Consider the following 21,430-nt stretch of genomic DNA (forward strand, 5'->3'; position numbering starts at 1 on the left):
CGGTCATCCCATGGCGGTCTGCTGAGGCGGGAGCCGCAGTTCGAGTTCGATGCTCTGCACCTCCTCCTGGCTCACAGTTATCGGTTCCGGCCGCCCGATCTGGTAGCCCTGCGCGAAGTCGACCTCCGCGGCGCGCAGGAGATCCAGGGTCTCCTGGTCCTGGACGTACTCGGCGGCGACCCGGATGCCGAGCGTGTGGCACAGCTCGACGAGCGCCGACACCACAGCCTGGTCGGCCGGCGACCGGCACAGGTCGACGATGAACGCGCCGTCGATCTTCACCAGGTCCACCGGCAGGTATTTGAGCTGGGCGAGGGCGCCGTATCCGGTGCCGAAGTCGTCGAGCGCCAGGTGGCAGCCGACCTCTCTGATTCCGGTGGCGAAGGCCAGCGCCTCGTTGCGGTTCTCGATGAGCGCGGTCTCGGTGATTTCGAACGTCAGGCATTCCGGCTTGACGTGGTGCCGGTGGATCGCCCCGGTCACGAAAGCGAGCAGTCCCGGGTCGGCGAGCGACTTCCCGGAAATGTTCACCTGGTAATGGGAGGTCTGTGCCCCGCGGCCGATCAGTTCCAGAGCGTGGTCGATGACCCACTTGTCCACCGCCAGGATCTCGCCGACCCGCTCGGCCATGTCGAGAAAGGCCCACGGCGCGACCGGTTCACCGGTGTCGCTGCGAACGCGCAGCAGAATCTCGTGACGGGCCACCTGATTGAGCCCGAGATCGATGATGGGCTGGGCGTACAGGGCGAACCGGTTGGCCGAGACGGCGCGGTGAATCCGGCGGCGGCACCGGTCCGTCCGTTCCCGCTCGGCGACCGGCCGCTCCAGGACCTTGACGGCGGTGGCGTTGCGGTGCGCGTCGCGGGCCGCGTGCTCGCCGTCCACGAGAAGGTCGAAGCCGGTGTCCGGGATGTCGTTGCCGAAATGGACCACGCCGGCCGAGGTGTTGAGCCGCAGGGGCTTCTGCCGGACGCTGAACAGATGGTTCCGGAACTTGTCCACGATCCGGGCGGCCAGGGCCTCGGCCTTCCCCGCGTCGTCCCGGGGGGCGAGCAGTAGGCCCCACGAGCCGGAACCCACCAGCCCGCTGGTGACGCCGTCCCCGGCGACTGCGCGCAGGGTCCGGGCGATCTCCGCCGTCACCTGGTCGCGGTCCTCGTCGGTCAGCGCGTCGGGCAGCCGGGTGGCCGGTTCGGTCGCCACGACGATCAGGGCGCCGCCGGTGGTGCGCCGCGCCCGGTCGACCTCGTCGATCACGTACCCGCGGGTCTGGAGCCCGGTGAGCACGTCCCGGACGGCCGGGTCGGGGCCGAGCATCCGGCTGCGTACGGCGAGCCGGCGCTGCTCCTGGCGGGCGAGTTCGAGCGCGGTGATGTCCTCGCCGGTGGCGATGACGCCGACCGGCCGGCCCGCGTCGGTGAGGATCTCGAGGTGGCAGTACACGTGGCGGACGCTGCCTCCGGGCTGGACCACCCGGAAGCCGATCTCGTCGGGGCGGCTCTGTTCCCACGCCGTCCGCACCGCGGCGAGGACGCGCTCGACATCGGCGGGATGAACGAGGTCGGCGAGCGTCCGCGGGGTGAGGCGGAGCGTTCCCGGCGCGTGCCCGACGATCATCGCCATCTCGTCGGACCAGGAGAGCCGCTCGAAGCGCTCCGCGTCGTGGTCGCCGGGCAGCCAGGTGACGGTGCCCTGCTTCGCCAACTGGGCGGCGCGGGTGACGCGGACGGCCTCGTCGGCGTCCCAGGTCAGGGGATCGGCGAGGTCGGTGTCCACGATGATCTTGTAGCCCTCGGCGAGGGACAGGTCGTGCTGGCTCTGCACGGTCCGCGCCACCCGGCGGGCGCGCGCGAGCTCCAACGGGCTGGGTGTGGTCTCGGCGAGCGCCAGGATGTCATCGAGATCCACGGCCGGCCCCCTGCCGCCGCTCGCTCTCCGAGCGGGTGAAGCCGGCCTTCTCGGCCAGTTCGCACAGCTCCTTCTTGGCGGCGGCCTTGTAGGAGCGGACGCTGTTCTCGGTCAGGCCGAGGATGCGGGCGATCTCCTGGTTGGAGAAGCCCTCCTTCGACATCTGGAACACCTCGGCGTGCCGTACCGGCAACTGGTGCAACCAGCCGCGCAGCGTCTCCTGCGCCTCCCACGCGTCAGCGATGTCCGAGTGGGACGACGGCGGCAGGTCCTCCGGCGCCACCGCGGCCTCCCGCAGTCGTCGGTCGTGATCCTTCAGCATCTTGAACCGCGCCGTACGGACGATCCACCCGATCGGCCGGACGTGGTCGCGGAGCTTGGACCACTCGACCCGACCGTGCAGAAAGGCTTCGTGAAGCGCGTCCTCCACCGCCTGACGGTCCCGGCATCTCGCCCGGAGAATCCGTTCCACGGTGTGGTACGAGCCTTCGGTGAATTCGGCGAACTCCCGGTCGTGAACGGCCTTCAGGCGGGCCGCCTCCGCCTCGCGCAGAGCGTCGTTGTCGTCGGGATCCGGTGTGAGAGCGGCGGTGCCCTTGATGTCTGTCACGCCGCCTCCTCGACGGGGCCGGGCTTCGACGCAGCGCGCCCGCCCAGTTCGACCTCCCGATGCCCGTCGCGATCGCGCTCCACGATCCGTACGACGTCATGGTCCGCCTCGGCCAGCCGGATCAGCCACGTGACCCGCGCTGTGGTGCGTGTTGTCGCCTCGCGTTCCTCGTTCATCCGGGCGCGGTATGCCACGTAGGCCCGCACCAGGCCCGCCACCACTCCGGCGACGGCAGTGGCCACGGCCACCACCTGATATCCGGTGAGCGGTTCCGCCAGCGCTTCGTTCATTGTTCCCCCTCGGCCCCCTTGGTTCGCCAATTACTATCCGTGGCGAGAGGCCGATGTAGATACCAGAACGCGCGCAATGTTTTTGAAGATCAACGATCAAGTCGTTCATCAGCGATTAAAGCGCAAAGTCATGGCATTGAGACTCTGCGCAAGGGGATTGACGGGCGGCTTTTCCGGGCAACTTGCATTGATCACCTATTACTGCGGGTGACAAATCCATCACCTCGGCGGGCGTCACTCCTCGGCGGGCAGCTCCGTGGCCGGGACGGTGAGGCGTACCGCGCCGTCGTGCACCGCGGCGATCCGGTCGGCCAGCACGTAGACCGCGCCGGTGCGGACCAGGTCGGTGGAGACCTTGAGATAGCCGTCGCGCAGCAGCCGTGCGGCCAGGTCGGCCGGCACGTCCGGCTCCTCGACCGCCGCCGACTCGATCAGCTCGTCCAGGCTGCTGCCGGGGTCGACCGGCGCGGGCGCCTGCACGGTCACCGCGGCCGGGTCGCCGCGCTGGACGAGATCGACTGTGCCCACCTCGACGCCTGCGGAGTCGACCACCCGCATGCCGGTGGTGACCCGGGAGACGGTGTCCTGCTGCTGGCTCATACGGCAGCGGTTCCCGGGTCGCACGGGCGCTAAACGGACGGGGCCCAGCCGCCCGGCGGGCGGGGGGACAGTTCGCGCCACGTGTCGGTGCCGTCCAGCAGCGCCCGGACCGTCTCCTCCGCCTCCTCGACGCTGGCGTGCTCGTAGAACCGGGAAACCCCCTCGGCGCCGCCGGCCCGCTGCTCCACGTGCCAGCGGTCGCCGTCCACCCGGAGGAAGACGTCACGCCGGGCGAGGCGTCCCCATTTCCCGTTCCACCAGTGCCTACGCTGCTCCATGCCCGGACTCTATCGAACATGTGTTCGATACACGTCGGCCCCCGCGAGATTGTCGCGGGGGCCGATCGGCTATGGCGTCAGCGCGGCGCGGGCGGCTCCTGCCGGCGGCCGAGCACGTCGTCCAGGGCGCTGCGCTGGCCCGGGGTGCCGTGGTTGCCGGCGAGCAGCGCGTCACGGATCTCGGTGAGCAGCTTGACCTCCTCGCTCGGGGCCGACGGCGGCGGCTCCTCGCCGCGCTTGCGGCGCTCGGCGAGCTTGTTCATCGGGAAGACCACCAGGAAGTACAGAACGGCGGCGGTTAGTAGGAAGGTGATCGCCGCGTTGACGAAGTCCACCCAGGGGAACTTCACGTCACCGATCGTCCAGGTTCCCGACTTGAGTTCACTGCCACCACTGACCAGCTTGATCAGCGGCTTCAGGAACGAGCCTGTAAAGGCCGTGACCACGCCGGTGAACGCGGCGCCGATGACGACACCGACCGCCAGGTCGACGACGTTGCCGCGCATGATGAAGTCTTTGAAGCCCTTGAGCATCCGTACTCCCGTGCCCTGATGAGTCTGCGTCGGGGACAACCTATGCCCCGGCGGGCCCTTCGAGAAAAGCACCGGCCTCGATCGCCGCCCGCTGCGGGTCGCCGGCCCGGATCGCCTCCACCAGCCGGCCGTGATCCACGTACCGCTCCGGGGTCAGCGCCTCGCCCATCGCCTGGGCCACGGTGCTGCGCAGCGCGGCGCCGACCGAGGCGTACAGCTCGGCCAGCATGGCGTTGTGCGCGGCCGCCACCACTGCCGTGTGCAGCGCGGCGTCCGCCTCGACGAACTCGTCCACCCGGCCGCCGCGCCACGCGGCCTCGCGGGCCGCGAGCGCGCCGTCGAGCGCCACCAGGTCCTCAGGGGTACGCCTCAATGCGGCGAGCCGGGCGGCCTCCACCTCGAACGCGCGCCGGACCTCGATCACCTCGGTCATCCGGTCGTCGGTGAGCCGGCGGGCCACCACCGGGGCCAGCTCGTCGGTCGACACCACGTACGTGCCGGAGCCCTGCCGGCACACCAGCACCCCGGCGTGCACGAGCGCCCGGACCGCCTCGCGGACCGTGTTCCGGCCCACGCCGAGCTCGGCGACGAGTTGCGGCTCGGTGGGGATGCGCCCGCCCACCGGCCACTCGCCGCCGAGGATGCGCTCCCGGAGCTGCTCGATGGTCTGGCGGACCCGGTGACCGCGCGGCGGCACGACGACGGAATCCACGGCGGGTGTCACCGGTTACACCTCGTGCCGAAATTCATCCCATGATTGTAGGTTCGAGGTCATGACTCCGCCACCCGCGCCCGCCGCGACAGTGCCCGCCCCCGGCGCCGGCTCCGCGGCCCTCCCCACCCCGGCGCCCCGCGCGGTCCGAGGCGGACTGCTCGTGCTGACCGGGATGCTCCTGGTCGCGCTGAACCTGCGCGCGGCGGTGACCAGCCTCGGCGCGCTGCTCGACGAGGTACGGGTCGGTCTCGGCCTCTCCGGGGCGATGGCCGGCCTGGTCACCACGCTGCCCACCATCGCGTTCGCCGGACTGGGCGCGCTCACCCCGTGGCTGGTCCGCCGCTGGGCCGCGCCCCGGGTGCTGGTGCTCGCCATGCTGGCGCTCACCGTCGGGCAGGTGCTGCGCGCGCTCACCGGCTCGGCGGCGGTCTTCGTGGCCACCAGCGCGCTCGCGCTGGCCGGCATCGCGGTGGCGAACATCCTGCTGCCGATGCTCGTCAAGCAGCACTTCCCGCACCGCACCGGGCTGGTCACCGGGGCGTACACGATGGCCCTGACGGTGGGCACGACGGTGGCCGCCGCCGCGGCGGTGCCGGTCGCGCACGCCTTCGGCTCCTGGCGGGCCGGACTCGGCGTCTGGGCCGGGCTGGCCGCGCTGGCCGTACTCCCGTGGGTGCCGCTGGCGCTGCGGGCCCGCGCGGCGCGACGGGCCGCGCCCCCGGCGGTGGCCGTCGCCACCCCGGCCCGGGTGCAACCCGCCCGGACCCGGCTCGGCTGGGCCATGGCGGTCTACTTCGGGGCGCAGTCGCTCAGCGGGTACGCGATCATGGGCTGGCTGGCCCAGCTCTTCCGGGACGCCGGGTACCGCCCGGAGGCGGCGGGGCTGCTGCTCGCCGGCGTGACCGCGCTGGGCGTGCCGGTGGCGCTGATGATGCCGGCGCTGGCCGGCCGGCTGGCCACGCTCCGGCCGCTGGTGCTGTCGCTCACCGTGTTCTCCGCCGCCGCGTACACCGGTCTGGCGCTGGCCCCGCACGGCCTGGCGCCGCTGTGGGTGCTGCTGCTGGCGCTCGGCCAGGGCGCGTTCCCGCTCATCCTGACCACGATCGGGCTGCGCGCCCGGACCGCCGAGGGGACCGTGGCGTTGTCCGCGTTCGCGCAGAGCACCGGGTACGTCATCGCGGCGCTCGGGCCGCTGCTGGTGGGCATCCTCTACGAGGCGACCGGCGGCTGGACCGCCCCGATCGGCTTCCTGCTGGTGGCGCTCGCCGTGCAGACGGCGGCGGGCATGGTGATCGCCCGTCCCCGCTACATCGAGGACGAGCGCTGAGCGGAACCGGTCAGGAGGAGGTCGGGGTGGGCTCGCCCGCGACGGCCTGTTCCACGGTCGGGTACGTGTGCAGCACCTCGACCAGCCCGCTGACCTCGAGGATGCGCAGCACGCCGCGCTGCGGAGCGGCCAGCCGGACGACGCCGCCGGCCTCGTCGCAGTTGTTCTTCGCCCGGACGAACACCGACAGGCCGGTGGAGTCGCAGAACGACACCTCGGCCAGGTCGAAGACCAGGCGGTTGCGCCCCTTGTCCAGCAGATCCGTGATCTGGTCCTGCAGCTGCGGTGCCGTGGCCATGTCCAGCTCGCCCGCGACCGACACGACGACCACGTCGCCGCGCTGTTCCGTGTGCACCGTCAAGGACATTCGTCGACCTCCTGTGTTCGGGGGAAACGGTATCCCACGACGGGCGCGCCGCGCAGAACGGGAGCGGTCACGGGTGCGGTCGATCATTCTTTGCTCCGCGACAAGTACCGCGTCAGCCCCCGGTGATAGAGTCCGCCCGTCCAAATCAGGGAGGTCAGGATGGCGTTGAGCGCCGAACAGGGTGGTCGGCTCGCCCACCTGCTCAGTCAGCACGCGGACCGGCTGACCAACCGCTGGACGGAGATCGTCGCCAGTTCGCTGCGCGGTCGCCTGAGCCGGGCCGAGCTGGCCCGGCAGGTCCAGGAACTGCACCGCGCGCTGGTCGACGCCGGTCGCCAGGGCGTCTCCGACCTGGCCGACGAGCACGGCGGTGAGCTGCGGGCGGTGCTGTCCGAGCTGTCCACCAACCGGGCCCGGCAGGGGTTCTCCGCCACCGAGACCGCGATCAGCGTGTTCGCGTGCAAGGACGCCCTGCTGGAGCTGATGGAAGAGGAGAAGGGTGACGACACCCTGCGCGACTTCGTCGCCTTCTCCGCGCTCGTCGACCAGATGGGCCTGTTCACGTTCGAGACGTTCGTCCGGGCCCGGGAGAGCCTGATCGCCGACCAGGCGGAGCAGCTGCTGGAGCTGTCCACCCCGGTGGTCAAGCTCTGGGAGGGCGTGGTCGCCGTCCCGCTGGTCGGGACGCTGGACTCGGCCCGCGCCCAGGTGGTGATGGAGCGGCTGCTCCAGACCCTGGTCGACACCGGCTCGCCGTACGCGATCATCGACATCACCGGCGTGCCGGCGGTGGACACCCAGGTCGCGCAGCACATCCTCAAGACCGTGGTGGCCGCCCGGCTGATGGGCGCCGACTGCATCATCTCCGGCATCCGCCCGCAGATCGCCCAGACGATCGTCGCCCTCGGCATCGAGTTCGGCGACATCGCCACCAAGGCGAGCCTCGCCGACGCGCTGCGCCACGTGCTGCGCCTGACCGGGGTCGAGACCACCGCTCGCCGCCCGCGGCGGGAGTCCTGATGGAACGGGTGCCGATCCTCAAGATCGGCGACATCCTGCTGGTCTCCATCCAGGTCGACATGTCCGACCAGACGGCGATCCAGTTGCAGGAGGACCTGGCCGAGCGGATCGTCGCCACGGGCTGCCACGGCGTGATCATCGACATCACGGCGCTGGACATCGTCGACTCCTTCGTCGGCCGGATGCTCTCCACCATCGCGTCCATCTCGAAGGTGCTGGACGCCGAGACGGTGGTGGTCGGCATGCGCCCGGCCGTCGCCATCACGCTCGTCGAGCTGGGGCTGTCGCTCAACGGCATCCGTACCGCGCTGAACGTCGAGCGCGGCATGGAGCTGATCGCGGCCAGCCGGGCCGACGAGTGGGACGAGGGCGCCGACGACGAGGACACCGAGACGACGGCGACGGCATGACCACGGGCGTCGACCTCGGCGTGCCGGCGACGCAGGCGATCCGCAGCGACGAGGACGTGGTGCGGGTCCGGCAGTTGGTGCGTACCACGGCCGTCGCGGTCCGGCTCTCCCTGGTCGACCAGACGAAGCTGGTGACCGCCGCCAGCGAGCTGGCCCGCAACACGCTGATCTACGGCGGCGGGGGCAGCGCCGAGGTGAGCACAGTGGAGGACGGCCGCCGGCGTGGCGTACGGATCCTCTTCGCCGACGAAGGGCCGGGCATCCCCGACCTCGACCTGGCGCTGACCGACGGCTACACCACGGGGGGCGGGCTGGGCCTCGGGCTCAGCGGGGCCCGCCGGCTGGTGGACGACTTCGACATCCAGACGGCTGTCGGCGAGGGGACGAGGATCACCGTCACCAAGTGGTCGCGATGACCGCCGACGTGGTCCCCGACCACGGGGTGTGGTTCCGGGTCGACAACGGCGCGACCGCCGGCGGCGTACGCCGGGCCGCCGAGCGTCTCGGCCGGCAGCTCGAACTGAGCACCGATCGTGTCGCGGACCTGGCCATCGTCACCGCCGAGATCACCAGCAACCTGGTCAAGCACGCCCGCGAGGGCACGCTCCTGCTGCGCCCGGCGCGCCGGGCCGGACGGGCCGGGGTGGAACTGGTGGCCATCGACTCCGGCCCCGGCATGGCCGACCTGACGCTCTCGTCGGTCGACGGCCACTCCACCGCCGGCACGCTCGGCATCGGGCTCGGCGCGATCACCCGGCAGTCGAGCCGGTTCGACGGCTACTCGACGCCCGGCCGGGGCACCGTCCTGGTCGTCCAGGTCTGGGACGCCGCACCGCCCACGCCGGACTGGGCCGGCGGGCTGGCCCGGCCGATCACCGGCGAGCAAGACAGCGGCGACGGGTACGCGGTCCGCCAGGTCGACGGCCGGCGGCAGGTGCTGGTCTCCGACGGCCTCGGCCACGGGCCACTGGCCGCCGCCGCGACCGGGGCCGCCGTGTCCGCGTTCCGCTCGGCGCCGGACGGGCCGCCGGATGTCGTGGTGCGGCACCTGCACGCCGCCATGTCGCACACCCGGGGCGCGGCGCTCGCGGTGGCCGAACCGGATCCCGCCGCCGGGCTGCTCCGCTTCGCCGGCCTGGGCAACATCGCCGCGATGATCGTCGCGCCGGGCGAGCGGCGGCGCGGGCTCGTCTCGCTGCCGGGCATCGCCGGGCACCAGCGTCCGGCGATCCGCGGGTACGACTACCCCTTCTCGCGTGACTCCACCCTGGTCATGCACAGTGACGGGGTGGTGGATCGCTGGGACCTGGACGACTACCCCGGGCTGGCCGGGCGCAACCCGTTGCTGGCCGCCGCGACGCTGCTGCGTGACGCCGCCATCCGTCGCGACGACGCCTGCGTCCTGGTCGCGCGGGGGGCGGCATGACCGAACCCCTTCTGCACCTGGCACTCCGGGTCGAGCAGGACATCTTCCTGGTCCGGCAGCGCGGCCGCGAGGTGGCCGCGGCGGTCGGGCTGGAACACCAGGACCAGGTGCGGATCGCCACCGCGCTCAGCGAGGTGGCCCGGGAGTTGTTGAGCGGCGCCGACGGCGCGGACGTCACGTTCGCTCTCGACCGGGACGCCGTGGGCCGCCGGATCCTCCAGGTCGACCTGTCGCCGTTGCGTCCACTGCCAGGCGGCCGGTACGAGCCGAAGTCCGGCGCCGTCGCGCGTCTGGTGGACACGTTGCAGGTCGTGGCCGTCGAGGGCGATACCGTCGTGAGGATGTCCAGACGGGTGCCCGACCACGCCGAGGAGCTGACGCCGGAACGCGCCGGCCGGCTCCGGGCCGAGCTGGCCGAGCGTGCTCCGGCCTCCGCGCTGGACGAGCTGGCCGCGCAGAACTCCCAGCTCATCGCGGCTCTCGACGAGGTACGCAGTCAGCGCGACGAGCTGGCGGTGCTCAACTCCGAACTGCAGGAGACCAACCGGGGCGTGATGGCGCTCTACAACCAGCTCACCGAGGAGCTGGAGGAGACCAACCGGGGCGTGGTGGCGCTCTACGCCGAGCTGGAGGAGAAGTCCACGCAGCTGCGGGCCGCGAGCGAGTCGAAGAGCCGGTTCCTCGCCAACGTCAGCCACGAGCTGCGCGCGCCGGTCACCGCGATCATCGGTCTGGCCCGGCTGCTGGCCGACTCCGCCTCCGACCCGCTCACCGGCGAGCAGGCCCGCCAGGTGGGGCTGATCCGGTCCTCCGCCGGTGACCTGCTGGGGCTGGTCAACGAGCTGCTCGATCTGGCGAAGGCGGAGTCGGGCCGGATCGAGCCGGACTGGTCCGAGGTCGACCTGCGCGCGGTGTTCGGGCAGCTGCGCGGCACGCTGCGGGCGCTCACCGTCCGCTCCGATGTGGAGCTTGTGGTCGAGGAGCCCCCGGCCCCGGCGACGCTCCGCTCGGACGAGGTGCTGCTCGCCCAGGTGCTGCGCAACCTGCTGCACAACGGCCTGAAGTTCACCGAGCGCGGCGAGGTACGCCTGCGCGCCGAGCGCCGGGGCGAACAGTGGACGCTGTCGGTCACCGACACCGGCGTCGGCATCCCGCCCGAACTGCACGAGCGGGTCTTCGAGGAGTTCTACCAGGTGCCCGGCACGACGCGGGTCGGTGGCACCGGGCTCGGCCTGCCGTACGCGCGGCGGCTGGTCACACTGCTCGGCGGGACGCTGGAGCTGACGAGCGAAACCGGCCGGGGCAGCACGTTCACAGTGGTCCTTCCCGCGGGCGGAGCGTGACGGTGGACAGCGGGCCGGTGACCGTGCTGGTGGTCGACGACAGCGGCCCCAAGCGGTACCTGCTGGTGAACTGGCTCACCCGGGCCGGTTTCGTCACCGTGGAGGCGGAGAACGGCACGGAGGCGCTGGACCGGGTGGCCCGTGAGCACGTCGACCTCGTGGTGCTCGACGTGCGGCTGCCCGACATGAGCGGCTTCGAGGTGTGCGAGCGGATCAAGGAGACGCACCCGTACATTCCGGTCATCCACGTCTCCGCCCACGCGGTGGACGTGGTCGACCGGGCGCAGGGTCTCACCCGGGGCGCGGACGCCTACCTGGCCGAGCCGATCGAGCCGGAGGAACTGGTCGCCACCGCGCACGCGGTGCTGCGCTACTACCAGGCCCGGCTGCGTGCCGAGCAGCTCGCCGAGCGGCTCGCCGCGCTCGCCGACGCCACGGTGGAGATGCACGCGACGCCGAACTTCGTCCGGCTGCTGGAGGCGGCAGCGAGCGGCGCGGCGCGGATCTTCAAGGCCCCCGCGGCGGTGGTCGCCGAGACGTTCGACGGGGACTGCCTGGCGGGGGTGGCGGTCGACCCGCACACGCCGGCCACGATCGTGCCGTGGGTGGTGGACGACACCGGTGTGCCGATCGGCACCCGGGTACGGGTCGACGACCCGGGCAACTGGGCGCTGACGGGCTGGCCGGACGGGGACACGGTGACGGTGGCCGCCTCCCGGCTGCGGGAGGACCGCGCCCCGCTGTACGTGGTGGTGCCGACCGCCACCCAGACCGTCCGTACGCCGGTGCTGGTGCAGCTCGCCCAGGCCGTCGCCTCGGCGGTGGAGGCGCAGCGCTCCTTCGACGAGGAGCACCGGATCGCCGTGACGTTGCAGCGCAGCCTTCTGCCGCAGCGGCTGCCCGACGTCGTGGGCCTGGACCTGGCCGTGCGGTACGAGCCGGCGAGCGCGCAGACCGAGGTGGGCGGCGACTTCTACGAGCTGGTGATGCTCGACGGGCACCTGCTGGTGGCGATCGGTGACGTGGCCGGGCACTCGCTGCACGCGGCCACCGTGATGGCCGAGCTGCGCCACGCGGTACGGGCGTACGCGGTCGAGGGCCATCAGCCCGGGGTGATCCTGGACCGGGTCAACGAGCTGATGCGCAACCTGCTGCCGAATGAGCTGGCCACCATCTGCGTGCTGCTGCTCCAGCCGTCGACCGGGCTGGTCCGGATGGCCAGCGCCGGGCACCTGCCGGCGTTGCTGAGCCGGGACGGCCGGGTCGAGTTCGTGGCGCAGTCCGCGCCGCTGCTCGGGGTACGCGCGCTGCGCCCGCCCGACCTGGAGTTCGTGCTTCCCGCCGGGGCGACGCTCGTGCTCTACACCGACGGGCTGATCGAGCGGCGGGACGCCACCATCGACGACGGCATGGCGGCGCTCGGTGTGGCCGCCGCCCGGGTGGACGACGACCTGGACCAGTTCTGCCAGCGGCTGCTGGTCGAGTTGGCGCCGCCGGAGATCCAGGACGACGTTGCGGTGGTGGCGGTCCGCCGCCGCTGACGCGCGTTCCCGGTCACGTACCGTAGCCAAGCTGCCTGTAACGCTGCGTCACGGCCGCCGCCGGGCGAGTGAGTGGGCTTGCTGCCGACTTTGCTCTGCAGCCATCGGTGCAGCAGGAGCCTGAGCAGGCGCTTCCTGTTGACCATGGTCGGCGGCGTCGCACCGCCACCGTCACCGTCGGTGTGCGTTGCGTCAGTGGCTGCAGAGCAAAGTCGGCGCGAGGCGAGGCCCGCCGCTCGGGCCGACTGTCACCTTGCGTAACCGCGCGGAGTGAGGGTTGGCCCGCGCTCGGCAGGCCTGACCCGCGTCACGGCCGCAGGGCCGCCAGCGAGCGGGCGTACGCCGCGGGCGAGACCCCGGCGACGGCGGTGAACTCGCGCACCAGGTGGGCCTGGTCGGCGTACCCCAGATCGGCGGCGACCCGCGACCAGTCCAGCGGCCCGGCGGCGGCCTGTTCGATCGCCTCCTGGAGCCGGTAGCGGCGGATCACCCACTTCGGACCGACGCCCACGTGGTCGAGGAAGAGGCGCTGGAGCCGGCGGACGGAGACGCCGCGCCGCCGGGCGAAGTCGGTCACCCGAAGCACGGTCCGGTCGGCGCGGATCTCCTCGACCAGCGCGGTGGCCTCCGCGGCGAGCGGATCCGCGACCGGCGGCCACGAGGTCAGCAGCTCGTCCAGCCTCGCGCAGCGCTCGTCGTCGGTCCCCGGGCAGATCGGCCCGCCGGGGATCGGCACGCGCCGGCCGGTCAGTTCGGCGACCGGGCGCCGCCAGAACGGCCGGAAGCCGCCCGGGCGGAACTGGACGCCGGAGACCCGGCCGACGCCGTGCAGCGTGACGGCGAACAGGCCGGTGTCGACGCCGGCGATCTCGCCCTGTTCGGGCGCGCCCTCCTGCGCCTGGAACACCACGTTCACGGTGGGGTGCGGCACCACCCGCTGCTCGAACGGCTCGGTCAGATCCCAGTCGATCAACCAGTAGTGCTCCACCCACCGGCGCAACGCCGGGGCGGCCATCCGGCGCCGGAACCGGACCTGCTGCCGCAGCCGGCCCGGATCGAGGATGCCCCGGTTGTCACGCCGCGGTTCGTGTCGCATTTCTTCAAGACCGCCCTCATACGCTGCCCCTATGAGCACGAAGACTAGTGAGCTGCTCGCCGTCGCGGCGCCGCGTACGGTCGCTGTGGTTCGCGGCATCTCCGACGACCAGCTCGGCCTGCCCACCCCGTGCCCCGACTACACGGTGCGCGACCTGCTCGGGCACCTGTTCGACGTGGTGGTCAACTTCCAGGCGCTGGCCCGCCGGGAAGAGGTCGACTGGTCCGGCAAGACCGATCACCTGACCCAGGGCTGGCGTGACCGGTTCGCGACCGAGACGGCCCGGCTCACCGAGGCCTGGTCCGACCCGGCCGCGCTGGAGGGCGTGTCACCCGGCATGGGACTACCACAGGAGACCGTCGGGTCGATGGCGCTGATCGACCTCACGGTGCACGGGTGGGACCTGGCTCGGGCCACCGGCCAGGAGCTGACAGTGGATCCGGCCGTGGTGTCGGCCGGGCACGAGTTCATGGACCGGATGGGCGACATGGGGCAGAAGATGGGCGCGTTCGGCCCGCCGGTGCCCACCGAGGCGGCGCCGGCCAGCATGGACGCGCTGCTCGGCCGGGCCGGACGGAACCCGGCCTGGACCCGCTGACGTTGCTTGCTCGCCGGCACGGGGCGGCGAGCGGCACGGACGGCGGCGCCCGCCGGGCCGGGACGGCCGGCGTCCGGCCCGGCGGTCAGCGACCGAGCAGCCCGGCGGAGCCGGCGACGACCAGCCCGATCACCGTCGAACAGCAGCAGACGACGAGCGCGGCGGCCACCACCACGAGGATCAGCCAGGTCGGTCCGCGTCGCGCCGCCGAGGGCTCCTCCGCACTCATGCCGGCAGTCTAGGTTGGTGCGATGGAGCTGATCTCGATCGCCGACATCCGCGCCGCCGCCGAGGACGTGGCCGGCACCGTGCTGCGGACCCCGTTGGTGCCGGTGCTCTGGGACGATCAGCTGTGGCTCAAGCCGGAGAACCTGCAACCGGTGGGGTCGTTCAAGCTGCGCGGCGCCACCCACGCGGTGGCCCGGCTCGATCCCGCGACCCGCGCCCGGGGGGTGGTCACCCACTCGTCGGGAAACCACGGGCAAGCCCTGGCGTACGCGGCCCGCGCCCTCGGCGCGCCCTGCACGGTGGTGGTCCCCGAGGGGGCGCCGGAGGTCAAGGTGGCCCGGATGCGGGCTCTCGGCGCGGACGTACGGCTGGTGCCGCCGGCCCGGCGGCTCGCCGAGGCGGAGCGGATCGTGGCCGGGACCGGCGCGACGCTGGTGCCGCCGTTCGACCATCCAGCTGTCATCGCCGGTCAGGGCACCGTCGGGCTGGAGATCGTCGCCGACCTGCCGGACGTGGACGTGGTGCTGGTGCCGGTGGGCGGCGGCGGGCTCGGCTCGGGCGTGGCCACTGCGGTCAAGGCGCTGCGCCCGTCCGCCGTCGTGATCGGCGTGGAGCCGGCGCTGGCCGCCGACGCCCAGGAGTCACTCGCCGCCGGTGAGGTGGTCGTCTGGGACGTCGAACGCACCTACCGGACGTGCGCCGACGGGCTGCGGACCAGCCTGTCCGCGTTGACGCTGGCCCACCTGCGGGACCGGCTCGACGGCATCGTCACGGTCACCGAGGACGAGATCATGGCGGCCACCGGCCGGCTGATCCGGGACGCGCGACTGGTGGCCGAGCCGAGCGGCGCGGTCGCCCTGGCCGCCCGGCTCTTCCACAGTGGCGAGCTGCCCACCGGCCGTACCGTCGCGGTGGTGACCGGCGGCAACGCCGACCCGCAGGTGCTCACCGCGGCACTGGCCGCCTGACCCCCGTCACGCGCGGCCGACGCGGTCCAGGATCCAGGCGTTGACGAACGCCTCCTCACGCCACGAGTCGTACCGACCGCTCGGCCCGCCGTGGCCCGCGCCCATCTCGGTCTTGAGCAGGTAGTCGCCGGCCGGCGCGAGCGCGCGCAGCCGGGCGATCCACTTGGCCGGCTCGTGATAGAGCACGCGGGTGTCGTTGAGGCTGGTCACCGCCAGGATCGCCGGGTAGTCGGCGGCGGTGACGTTCTCGTACGGCGTGTACGACTTCATGTACGCGTAAACCTCGGGGTCGTCCAGCGGGTTGCCCCACTCCTCCCACTCGGTGACCGTCAACGGCAGCGACGGGTCGAGGATCGAGGTGAGCGCGTCCACGAACGGCACCTGCGCGACGATCCCGGTGAACGCGTCCGGGGCGAGGTTCGCCACCGCGCCCATCAGCAGGCCACCGGCCGACGCGCCCCGGGCGACCAGCCGGTCGCTCGCCGTCCAGCCCGCCTTCACCAGGTGCCGGGCGCAGGCCACGAAATCGGTGAACGTGTTCTTCTTGGCCAGCAGCTTGCCCTCGTCGTACCAGCGCCGGCCCAGCTCGCCACCGCCCCGGATGTGCGCCACCGCGAAGATCACGCCGCGGTCGAGCAGGCTCAGCCGGGCGATCGAGAACCACGGGTCCATGCTCGCCTCGTACGACCCGTAGCCGTAGATGACGGCGGGCGCCGAGCCGTCGCGCGGGGTGTCCCGGCGGCAGACCAGCGAGATCGGTACCCGGGTGCCGTCGTCGGCGAGCGCCCAGTCCCGGTGCTGCTCGTAGTCGGCCGGGTCGTACGGCCGCCCGTCCGGCCCGGGGCGTACCGGCTTCTGCCGCCGCAGCGTCAGCTCCCGGGTCACCAGGTCGTAGTCGTAGACCGAGTCCGGGGTGACGAGCGAGGTGTAGCGCAGCCGTACCTCGTTCGTGCGGTACTCCGGGTTCGCGTCCAGCCCGACGCTGTAGATCGGTTCGGGGAAGTCGATGTCCCAGCTGTCGTCGCTGCCGACCGGCAGCACCCGCAGACCGGTCAGCCCGTTGGCGCGCAGCGACACCACGAGGTGGTTCTCGAACGCGTCGACCGCCTCCAGCCGGGTGCCCGGCGTGTGCGGGATCAGCGGCGTCCACTCGCCCGGCGCGTCCGCCGAGGTGTACGCGAGCGCGAAGTCCTCCGCGCCGTCGTTGTGCAGGATCAGGAAGCGGTGGCCGTGGTGCTCCACCGCGTACTCGATGCCCTGACGCCGCGGGGCCACGACGGCGGGCTCGCCGGTCGGGTTGGCGGCCGGGATCACCCGCACCTCGCTGGTGATCTTGCTGTGGATGTCGATCACCACGAAGCGCTCGGAGCGGGTCAGCTCGACGCCGACCCAGAACCGCTCGTCGTCCTCCTGGTAGACCACCACGTCCTCGGTGGACGACGTGCCGACGGTGTGCCGCCAGACCCGGTTCGGCCGCCACGCCTCGTCCACCGTCACGTAGAACAGAGTCGAGGCGTCGCTCGACCACGCCGTGCCGTAGAACGTGTCCGGCACCTCGTCCGGCAGCGACTCGCCGGTGGTCAGGTCCTTGATCCGCAGCGTGAAGCGCTCGTCGCCGGAGAAGTCGGTGGAGTAGGCCAGCCAGCGGCCGTCCGGGCTGACGTCGAACGCGCCGAGCGAGAAGAAGTCGTGCCCCTCGGCGAGCTGGTTGCCGTCGAGCAGCACCTCCTCGCCGTCGAGCGGCGCGCCGTCGGCGCTGACCGGGGGCGCGGTCTCGCCGGGGCGGACCGCGCGGCGGCAGTGCACGCCGTACTGCTGCCCCTCGACGGTGCGGGTGTAGTACCAGTGACCGTCCTTGCGGGTCGGCACCGACAGGTCGGTCTCCTGGGTGCGCCGGCGCGTCTCCTCGAACAGCTCCGCGCGCAACTCGGCCAGGTGGGCGGTGCGCGCCTCGGTGTACGCGTTCTCGGCGTCCAGGTAGGCGATCGTGTCCGGGTCGTCCTTGGCGGCGAGCCAGGCGTACTCGTCGAGGACTGTGTCACCGTGATGGACGCGCTCGGTCGGGACGCGCTTGGCGACGGGCAGTGGGGTTTCGGTCACGGCGCCACGTTACCGGGCGCCGGACCGCCGCCGGGCCCGCCCGCCGCGCGAATCCGGCGACTCGCCGCCAGGGCTTTCGAACATGTGTACGATAAGCGCCATGGCGGATGCAGCTCGTTCCACCAACCGACCCGGAGCCCTCGACATCACCCGGAAGCTGGCGGAGATCTGTGGTTCGCCGTTCGCCCGCTTCGCCGGCCCGGCCGACGAGGTGGCCGGGCGTACCGCCCGCTGGGTGGCCGTGCCGGGCGGCCCGCACGCCGCCGCCGAGGTGTTGCGGCTGGCCGCGGCGTACGACCTGACAGTGGTGCCCCGCGGCGCCGGCACGAAGATCGACTGGGGCGCCGCTCCGGCGCAGGTGGACATCATGCTCGACACCGGCCGCCTCGCCGGCGTCTGGCACGAGCCGCATGCCGCGGCGGTGGCCGAGATCGGCGCCGGTACGCCGCTGCGCGCCGTCCAGGCCACGCTGGCGCGCACCAACCGGCGGCTGCCTGTCGACGCGCCCTCGCCGGGCGCGACGCTCGGCGGGGTGCTCGCCGCCGACGAGTCCGGTCCGCTGCGGCACCGGCACGGCAGCCCGTGCGCCCAGCTCATCGGCGTGCGCTATCTCGACGCCGACGGCGAGTTGGTGAGCGTCGGCGAGTCCGGCACGGAGGCGTTCGGCCGGGCCGCCCCGGGTGTCGGCGGTGGCCGTCCGGGCGGACGCGCTCCGGCGGCCGATGCCGGTGCCGACGGAGGTCCGGGTCGCGGTGGTGGCGATGCGATCCTCGGTCGGGGTGGGATGCCCGGGCTGGACGTGGCACGGCTGCTCTGCGGCTCGCAGGGCGGTCTCGGCGTGCTGGTCTCGGCCACCATGCGGGTGCAGGCCGTGCCCGCGAGCCGGGTCTGGGTGTCCCGTCCGGTCTGGACCCCGCTGGAGGTGCACGACCTGGTCCGTGCCGTACTGGCGTCCGGCGTCGGCCCGGCCGCCGTCGAGCTGGACCTGCCCGTGCCGGTGCCGTTGCCCCGTCGCCGGATTCCGGCCACGCACCCGTCGGTGATCAACCGCCCCGATCACCCGGCCGTGACCGGCCGACCCGCGGCGGGCAACCTGGTGGTGCTCCTGGAGGGCGGCCCGGCCGACGTGACCGAGCGGGCCGAACGGCTCACCGCCGTGCTCGGCGCCCCGGCGATGGTCAGCCACCACGCGCCGGAGTGGTGGGGGCGCTATCCCTTCGCGCCCGGAGACACCGCGCTGCGCATCGAGGTGCCGATCAACGACCTGCACGCCGCCGTCTACGCGCTGCGCGACGCCGCCGGCACCCCCGTGCCGGTACGCGGCTCGGCCGGCGGCGGCGCGGTGCACGCCGCCCTGCCCGGCGCGCTGCCGCCGGAGCGGGTCGCCTCGATCCTCACCGCCGTCCGCAGCGTGCTGATCGCCCGGCGAGGCCGGTGTGTGGTGGTGGCCGCGCCGCCGGCGGTGCGCCGTGCCGTGGACCTCTGGGGCGAGCTGCCCGCGTTGCCGCGCCTGCGCAGCGCCAAGGCCCACCTGGACCCGCACCACCGGCTGGCCCCCGGCCGCCTCCCCGGTGGTCTCTGAATCCGGCCCGCCTCGGCCTGCTCACCCGGCACCCCGACCTGCCTCCACACTGGACGCCCGTCCCAGCGGGCGCGGCACCGGCAGGCACCAGTTCGGGGTGGTGGTTGTGTCCACGTGCGCCGGATGCCACCACTTCGGCGAGCTGGCGCCGCCCACCCGCCACCGACAACCCGCACTCCCCACCACTGTCGTGATCAAGGAGTTTGTGTCACGTTTCGCGCCTCCCCAGGCCACAAACTCCTTGATCACCGCCGGGTCGGAACCGGGGTCGGAACCGGGGGCGGGGCGCGGGGAGAGGGCTACGGGGTGTCGTTTCGGAGGACCAGGACGGCTATGTCGTCGCGCGGTGGCTCCACCGAGAAGGCGATCGTCGCCGCGCGCAGCCGGGCGGCCACCACGTCGGCCGAGTACCCGGCCAGCGGCGCCGCCGACTCGCGCAGCCGTTCGGTGCCGAACAGCTCGCGTCCGCGCCGCCGCTCGGTGACCCCGTCGGTGTAGAAGATCAGCGCGTCGCCGGGCTTGAGCGCCAGCTCGGCGGTCGGCGTGGTGATCGTGTCGAGCAGGCCCAGCGCCGTACCGCCGGTGCCGACGAAGGTGGCGCCGCCTCCACCGTGCAGCAGCACCGGGCGGTCGTGGCCGGCCAGGTGCAGCGAGACGTCGAGCTGGTCGCCGTCGCCGGGTGAGACGGCCGCCAGCGCCAGCGTGCAGTAGCGTCCGCCGCCGCGCTCGACGAGCGTCTCGTTGAGCCGGCTGAGCACCTCGGGCAGCGGTTTGCCGTCGCCGACGAGGACCCGGATCACGTCCCGGACCAGGCCGGTCACGGCGGCCGCCTGCACGCCCTTGCCGGAAACGTCGCCGACCACCACGAGCCAGCGGCCGTCCGGCAGCGGGACCACGTCGTAGAAGTCGCCGCCGACTTCCGCGTCGTCGCCGGTCGGGACGTACTCGGCGGCGAAGCCGATGCCCTCGACCACCGGGAGCACCGGCGGCAGCAGCGACTGCTGGAGCGTCTGGGCGACCCGGCGGCGTTCGGCGTGGATGCGGGCGTTCTCGATGGCGAGGGCGGCGCGGCGGGCCACGTCCTCCAGCACCGAGACCTCGTCCGGGTCGTGCCGGTGCCGCTGGTGCCGGCCCACGGCGAGGGTGCCGAGCCGCTGGCCACGGGCGATCAGCGGTACGGCGAAACCCTCCATCGGTCCGCCGAGCGGCACCTGGGCGGCGTTGCGGGACGCCTCGCGCAGCCGGGACTGGATCGAGTCCGGGCCGGTCTCCTGGAGGATCCGGTGCAGCTGCGGCAGCATGGCCTCGTCGGCGTGGCTGGACGCGGCGAGACGCAGCCGCCCCCACTCGTCGGCGGTGTGCACGGCGCACCACTGGCCGAGCCGGGGCACCACGAGCTGCGGGATGAGCGCCATGGTCAGTTCGACGTCCAGCGACTGGGCGAGCAGTTCGCTGGCCTCGGCGAGGAACGTCAGCCAGGTGGACCGGCGTACGTCGGCGCGGCGCAGCCGGTCGTTCTCCAGGTGCAGCGACAGCCGCTCGGCGGCCAGCACCGCCAGCGGCCGCGCGTACGTGGAGGGTGCCGCGTCCAGTTCCAGCTCACCGGTGTACGGGCGGTGCACGGCGAGCGGTACGCGCAGCAGTTCGTTGCCCTCACGCGGGTGCCGGCCGTACCGGGCGAACACCTGGGTGCCGAGCCCGTCGCCCCGGTCCAGCCGGACCGTGCCACCGGCGGCGCCGACCATTTCGCCGACCCGGCTCAGCAGGGCGGTCGCGAACTCGGGCAGTGGCTCGTCGGCGTACGGGTCGGGGGTGATCTGCATCAACTCGCTCATCGCGGCGGCGCTGGGCGTACCGTCGCCGGTCCGTTCCGGCTCGGTCACCGGCGGTGGGCCGGCCGACGGGCGGGCGGGGCCGCCGGGGCCGGGCCGGTCGAGGCGGAACCAGACGCCCTTGCCGGTGGGCAGGTACGTGGTGCCCCACCGGCTGGAGAAGTGGTCGACGAGCAGCAGTCCGCGTCCCCGCGCGGCCACTTCGGTGATGTCGGAGGTGGTGTTGCGCACGCCGACGATCAGTTCGTCGACGGGTCCGGAGGCGAAGTCGGTGACGGTGACGGTGAGGCCGTTCGGGTCGGCTTCGACCTCGATGTCCAGTTCGGTGCGCGCGTGCTCGACGGCGTTCGTGGTCAGCTCGGTGGTGAGCAGCAGCGCCTCGTTCAGCAGTTCGGGCAGCCGCGCTTCGAGCAGCATGGTGCGTACCACCGCGCGGGCCGCCGCCGGGGTGCGGCGGTCTGCGGGGAGGCGGACGCGGCGGACGTGCTCGTCCGCACCGCCGCTCCGAGTGGCCCCCGCCTCCGCTGACACCTCCGTATCCTCCACCGGTCCGGCCCCGGGTGCCAAGGGTCCGGCGAACCGGCCAGTCGGGCGGATACGGCGCGTGACGCGCGGTTGCACGCCGTGACCTCGACGGATCGCGCGGCAGAATGATGGG

General features: G+C 72.8%; 22 protein-coding genes. 10 read left to right on the plus strand and 12 right to left on the minus strand.

Annotated features, from left to right (window positions below; translation table 11 throughout):
* Window positions 1-3 precede the first annotated feature (3 nt).
* The 7 genes from PVK74_RS22600 to PVK74_RS22630 form a co-directional block, all read right to left on the minus strand.
* Window positions 4-1,908, minus strand: a complete 1,905-nt coding sequence (locus PVK74_RS22600) for a GGDEF domain-containing phosphodiesterase (protein ID WP_274477161.1) — start codon at window positions 1,906-1,908, stop codon at window positions 4-6.
* Window positions 1,895-2,518 carry an RNA polymerase sigma factor gene (locus PVK74_RS22605; protein ID WP_113972225.1) on the minus strand — a complete coding sequence of 208 codons (624 nt, stop codon included), beginning with the start codon at window positions 2,516-2,518 and terminating at the stop codon, window positions 1,895-1,897. The genes PVK74_RS22600 and PVK74_RS22605 overlap by 14 nt, the downstream gene beginning before the upstream one ends.
* A complete protein-coding gene (locus PVK74_RS22610) occupies window positions 2,515-2,808 on the minus strand; it encodes a hypothetical protein (RefSeq protein WP_069088721.1) in 294 nt (97 codons plus the stop codon). The genes PVK74_RS22605 and PVK74_RS22610 overlap by 4 nt, the downstream gene beginning before the upstream one ends.
* Before the next feature lie 234 nt (window positions 2,809-3,042).
* Window positions 3,043-3,408, minus strand: a complete 366-nt coding sequence (locus tag PVK74_RS22615; protein WP_069088720.1) for a hypothetical protein — start codon at window positions 3,406-3,408, stop codon at window positions 3,043-3,045.
* Window positions 3,409-3,437: 29 nt separating this feature from the next.
* On the minus strand, window positions 3,438-3,686 hold the full coding sequence (locus PVK74_RS22620) for a hypothetical protein (protein WP_026268772.1): 249 nt from the start codon (window positions 3,684-3,686) through the stop codon (window positions 3,438-3,440).
* Between the two features lie 77 nt (window positions 3,687-3,763).
* Entirely contained in the window at window positions 3,764-4,219 is a 456-nt protein-coding gene (mscL, locus tag PVK74_RS22625) for a large conductance mechanosensitive channel protein MscL (protein ID WP_274477162.1), read from the minus strand.
* Window positions 4,220-4,259: 40 nt separating this feature from the next.
* Window positions 4,260-4,943 (minus strand): FadR/GntR family transcriptional regulator, encoded by a 684-nt coding sequence (locus tag PVK74_RS22630; protein ID WP_043327439.1) that lies wholly within the window; start codon window positions 4,941-4,943, stop codon window positions 4,260-4,262.
* Between the two features lie 49 nt (window positions 4,944-4,992).
* Between PVK74_RS22630 and PVK74_RS22635 the strand changes: the two genes are divergently transcribed.
* A complete protein-coding gene (locus PVK74_RS22635) occupies window positions 4,993-6,261 on the plus strand; it encodes an MFS transporter (protein ID WP_069088719.1) in 1,269 nt (422 codons plus the stop codon).
* A 10-nt stretch (window positions 6,262-6,271) separates the two neighbouring features.
* Here the strand turns inward: PVK74_RS22635 and PVK74_RS22640 are convergent, their stop codons facing one another.
* Window positions 6,272-6,628: an STAS domain-containing protein gene (locus PVK74_RS22640; protein ID WP_030500698.1), complete on the minus strand. Its 357-nt coding sequence runs from the start codon at window positions 6,626-6,628 to the stop codon at window positions 6,272-6,274.
* Between the two features lie 159 nt (window positions 6,629-6,787).
* Between PVK74_RS22640 and PVK74_RS22645 the strand changes: the two genes are divergently transcribed.
* The 6 genes from PVK74_RS22645 to PVK74_RS22670 are packed head-to-tail and all read left to right on the plus strand — an operon-like array spanning window position 6,788 to window position 12,368.
* Window positions 6,788-7,648: an STAS domain-containing protein gene (locus PVK74_RS22645; RefSeq protein WP_043327435.1), complete on the plus strand. Its 861-nt coding sequence runs from the start codon at window positions 6,788-6,790 to the stop codon at window positions 7,646-7,648.
* Window positions 7,648-8,058, plus strand: coding sequence for an STAS domain-containing protein (locus tag PVK74_RS22650; RefSeq protein ID WP_043327433.1), 411 nt, complete (start codon window positions 7,648-7,650; stop codon window positions 8,056-8,058). Before PVK74_RS22645 ends, PVK74_RS22650 begins: the two co-directional genes overlap by 1 nt.
* A complete protein-coding gene (locus tag PVK74_RS22655; RefSeq protein WP_043327430.1) occupies window positions 8,055-8,474 on the plus strand; it encodes an ATP-binding protein in 420 nt (139 codons plus the stop codon). The genes PVK74_RS22650 and PVK74_RS22655 overlap by 4 nt, the downstream gene beginning before the upstream one ends.
* Window positions 8,471-9,484, plus strand: coding sequence for a SpoIIE family protein phosphatase (locus PVK74_RS22660; RefSeq protein ID WP_274479309.1), 1,014 nt, complete (start codon window positions 8,471-8,473; stop codon window positions 9,482-9,484). The genes PVK74_RS22655 and PVK74_RS22660 overlap by 4 nt, the downstream gene beginning before the upstream one ends.
* Complete coding sequence (locus PVK74_RS22665) at window positions 9,481-10,827, plus strand: sensor histidine kinase (protein WP_064448391.1); 1,347 nt, start codon at window positions 9,481-9,483, stop codon at window positions 10,825-10,827. Before PVK74_RS22660 ends, PVK74_RS22665 begins: the two co-directional genes overlap by 4 nt.
* 2 nt (window positions 10,828-10,829) lie before the next feature.
* Window positions 10,830-12,368, plus strand: coding sequence for a SpoIIE family protein phosphatase (locus PVK74_RS22670; RefSeq protein ID WP_274477163.1), 1,539 nt, complete (start codon window positions 10,830-10,832; stop codon window positions 12,366-12,368).
* 307 nt (window positions 12,369-12,675) lie between these two features.
* On the opposite strand, the gene PVK74_RS22675 is transcribed toward PVK74_RS22670, so the two are convergent.
* The gene (locus tag PVK74_RS22675; protein WP_064448392.1) at window positions 12,676-13,464 is read right to left on the minus strand and encodes a helix-turn-helix domain-containing protein; all 789 of its coding nucleotides are present in this window, start codon (window positions 13,462-13,464) and stop codon (window positions 12,676-12,678) included.
* Between the two features lie 31 nt (window positions 13,465-13,495).
* Here PVK74_RS22675 and PVK74_RS22680 point away from each other — a divergent pair, with 31 nt between their 5' ends.
* On the plus strand, window positions 13,496-14,062 hold the full coding sequence (locus PVK74_RS22680; RefSeq protein ID WP_064448393.1) for a TIGR03086 family metal-binding protein: 567 nt from the start codon (window positions 13,496-13,498) through the stop codon (window positions 14,060-14,062).
* A gap of 85 nt (window positions 14,063-14,147) precedes the next feature.
* Here PVK74_RS22680 and PVK74_RS22685 read toward each other — a convergent pair whose 3' ends face one another.
* Complete coding sequence (locus tag PVK74_RS22685) at window positions 14,148-14,291, minus strand: hypothetical protein (protein WP_166455678.1); 144 nt, start codon at window positions 14,289-14,291, stop codon at window positions 14,148-14,150.
* 22 nt (window positions 14,292-14,313) lie between these two features.
* Between PVK74_RS22685 and PVK74_RS22690 the strand changes: the two genes are divergently transcribed.
* Entirely contained in the window at window positions 14,314-15,258 is a 945-nt protein-coding gene (locus tag PVK74_RS22690; protein ID WP_064448394.1) for a threonine ammonia-lyase, read from the plus strand.
* Window positions 15,259-15,264: 6 nt separating this feature from the next.
* On the opposite strand, the gene PVK74_RS22695 is transcribed toward PVK74_RS22690, so the two are convergent.
* Complete coding sequence (locus tag PVK74_RS22695; RefSeq protein WP_069088716.1) at window positions 15,265-17,358, minus strand: S9 family peptidase; 2,094 nt, start codon at window positions 17,356-17,358, stop codon at window positions 15,265-15,267.
* 100 nt (window positions 17,359-17,458) lie between these two features.
* Between PVK74_RS22695 and PVK74_RS22700 the strand changes: the two genes are divergently transcribed.
* A complete protein-coding gene (locus PVK74_RS22700) occupies window positions 17,459-18,940 on the plus strand; it encodes an FAD-binding oxidoreductase (RefSeq protein ID WP_274477164.1) in 1,482 nt (493 codons plus the stop codon).
* Window positions 18,941-19,239: 299 nt separating this feature from the next.
* On the opposite strand, the gene PVK74_RS22705 is transcribed toward PVK74_RS22700, so the two are convergent.
* Window positions 19,240-21,303: a SpoIIE family protein phosphatase gene (locus PVK74_RS22705; RefSeq protein WP_274477166.1), complete on the minus strand. Its 2,064-nt coding sequence runs from the start codon at window positions 21,301-21,303 to the stop codon at window positions 19,240-19,242.
* Window positions 21,304-21,430 lie beyond the last annotated feature (127 nt).

The sequence above is a fragment of the Micromonospora chalcea genome, from assembly GCF_028768405.1.
GTDB classification, from domain to species: Bacteria; Actinomycetota; Actinomycetes; order Mycobacteriales; family Micromonosporaceae; genus Micromonospora; species Micromonospora chalcea.

Bases quoted from the DNA above. Each gene is read 5' to 3' on its own strand.
- PVK74_RS22610 (WP_069088721.1), bottom strand. From the start codon at position 2,808: ATGAACGAAGCGCTGGCGGAACCGCTCACCGGATATCAGGTGGTGGCC.
- PVK74_RS22615 (WP_069088720.1), bottom strand. From the start codon at position 3,408: ATGAGCCAGCAGCAGGACACCGTCTCCCGGGTCACCACCGGCATGCGG.
- PVK74_RS22620 (WP_026268772.1), bottom strand. From the start codon at position 3,686: ATGGAGCAGCGTAGGCACTGGTGGAACGGGAAATGGGGACGCCTCGCC.
- mscL (WP_274477162.1), bottom strand. From the start codon at position 4,219: ATGCTCAAGGGCTTCAAAGACTTCATCATGCGCGGCAACGTCGTCGAC.
- PVK74_RS22635 (WP_069088719.1), top strand. From the start codon at position 4,993: ATGACTCCGCCACCCGCGCCCGCCGCGACAGTGCCCGCCCCCGGCGCC.
- PVK74_RS22640 (WP_030500698.1), bottom strand. From the start codon at position 6,628: ATGTCCTTGACGGTGCACACGGAACAGCGCGGCGACGTGGTCGTCGTG.
- PVK74_RS22645 (WP_043327435.1), top strand. From the start codon at position 6,788: ATGGCGTTGAGCGCCGAACAGGGTGGTCGGCTCGCCCACCTGCTCAGT.
- PVK74_RS22650 (WP_043327433.1), top strand. From the start codon at position 7,648: ATGGAACGGGTGCCGATCCTCAAGATCGGCGACATCCTGCTGGTCTCC.
- PVK74_RS22655 (WP_043327430.1), top strand. From the start codon at position 8,055: ATGACCACGGGCGTCGACCTCGGCGTGCCGGCGACGCAGGCGATCCGC.
- PVK74_RS22660 (WP_274479309.1), top strand. From the start codon at position 8,471: ATGACCGCCGACGTGGTCCCCGACCACGGGGTGTGGTTCCGGGTCGAC.
- PVK74_RS22665 (WP_064448391.1), top strand. From the start codon at position 9,481: ATGACCGAACCCCTTCTGCACCTGGCACTCCGGGTCGAGCAGGACATC.
- PVK74_RS22675 (WP_064448392.1), bottom strand. From the start codon at position 13,464: ATGCGACACGAACCGCGGCGTGACAACCGGGGCATCCTCGATCCGGGC.
- PVK74_RS22680 (WP_064448393.1), top strand. From the start codon at position 13,496: ATGAGCACGAAGACTAGTGAGCTGCTCGCCGTCGCGGCGCCGCGTACG.
- PVK74_RS22685 (WP_166455678.1), bottom strand. From the start codon at position 14,291: ATGAGTGCGGAGGAGCCCTCGGCGGCGCGACGCGGACCGACCTGGCTG.
- PVK74_RS22690 (WP_064448394.1), top strand. From the start codon at position 14,314: ATGGAGCTGATCTCGATCGCCGACATCCGCGCCGCCGCCGAGGACGTG.
- PVK74_RS22700 (WP_274477164.1), top strand. From the start codon at position 17,459: ATGGCGGATGCAGCTCGTTCCACCAACCGACCCGGAGCCCTCGACATC.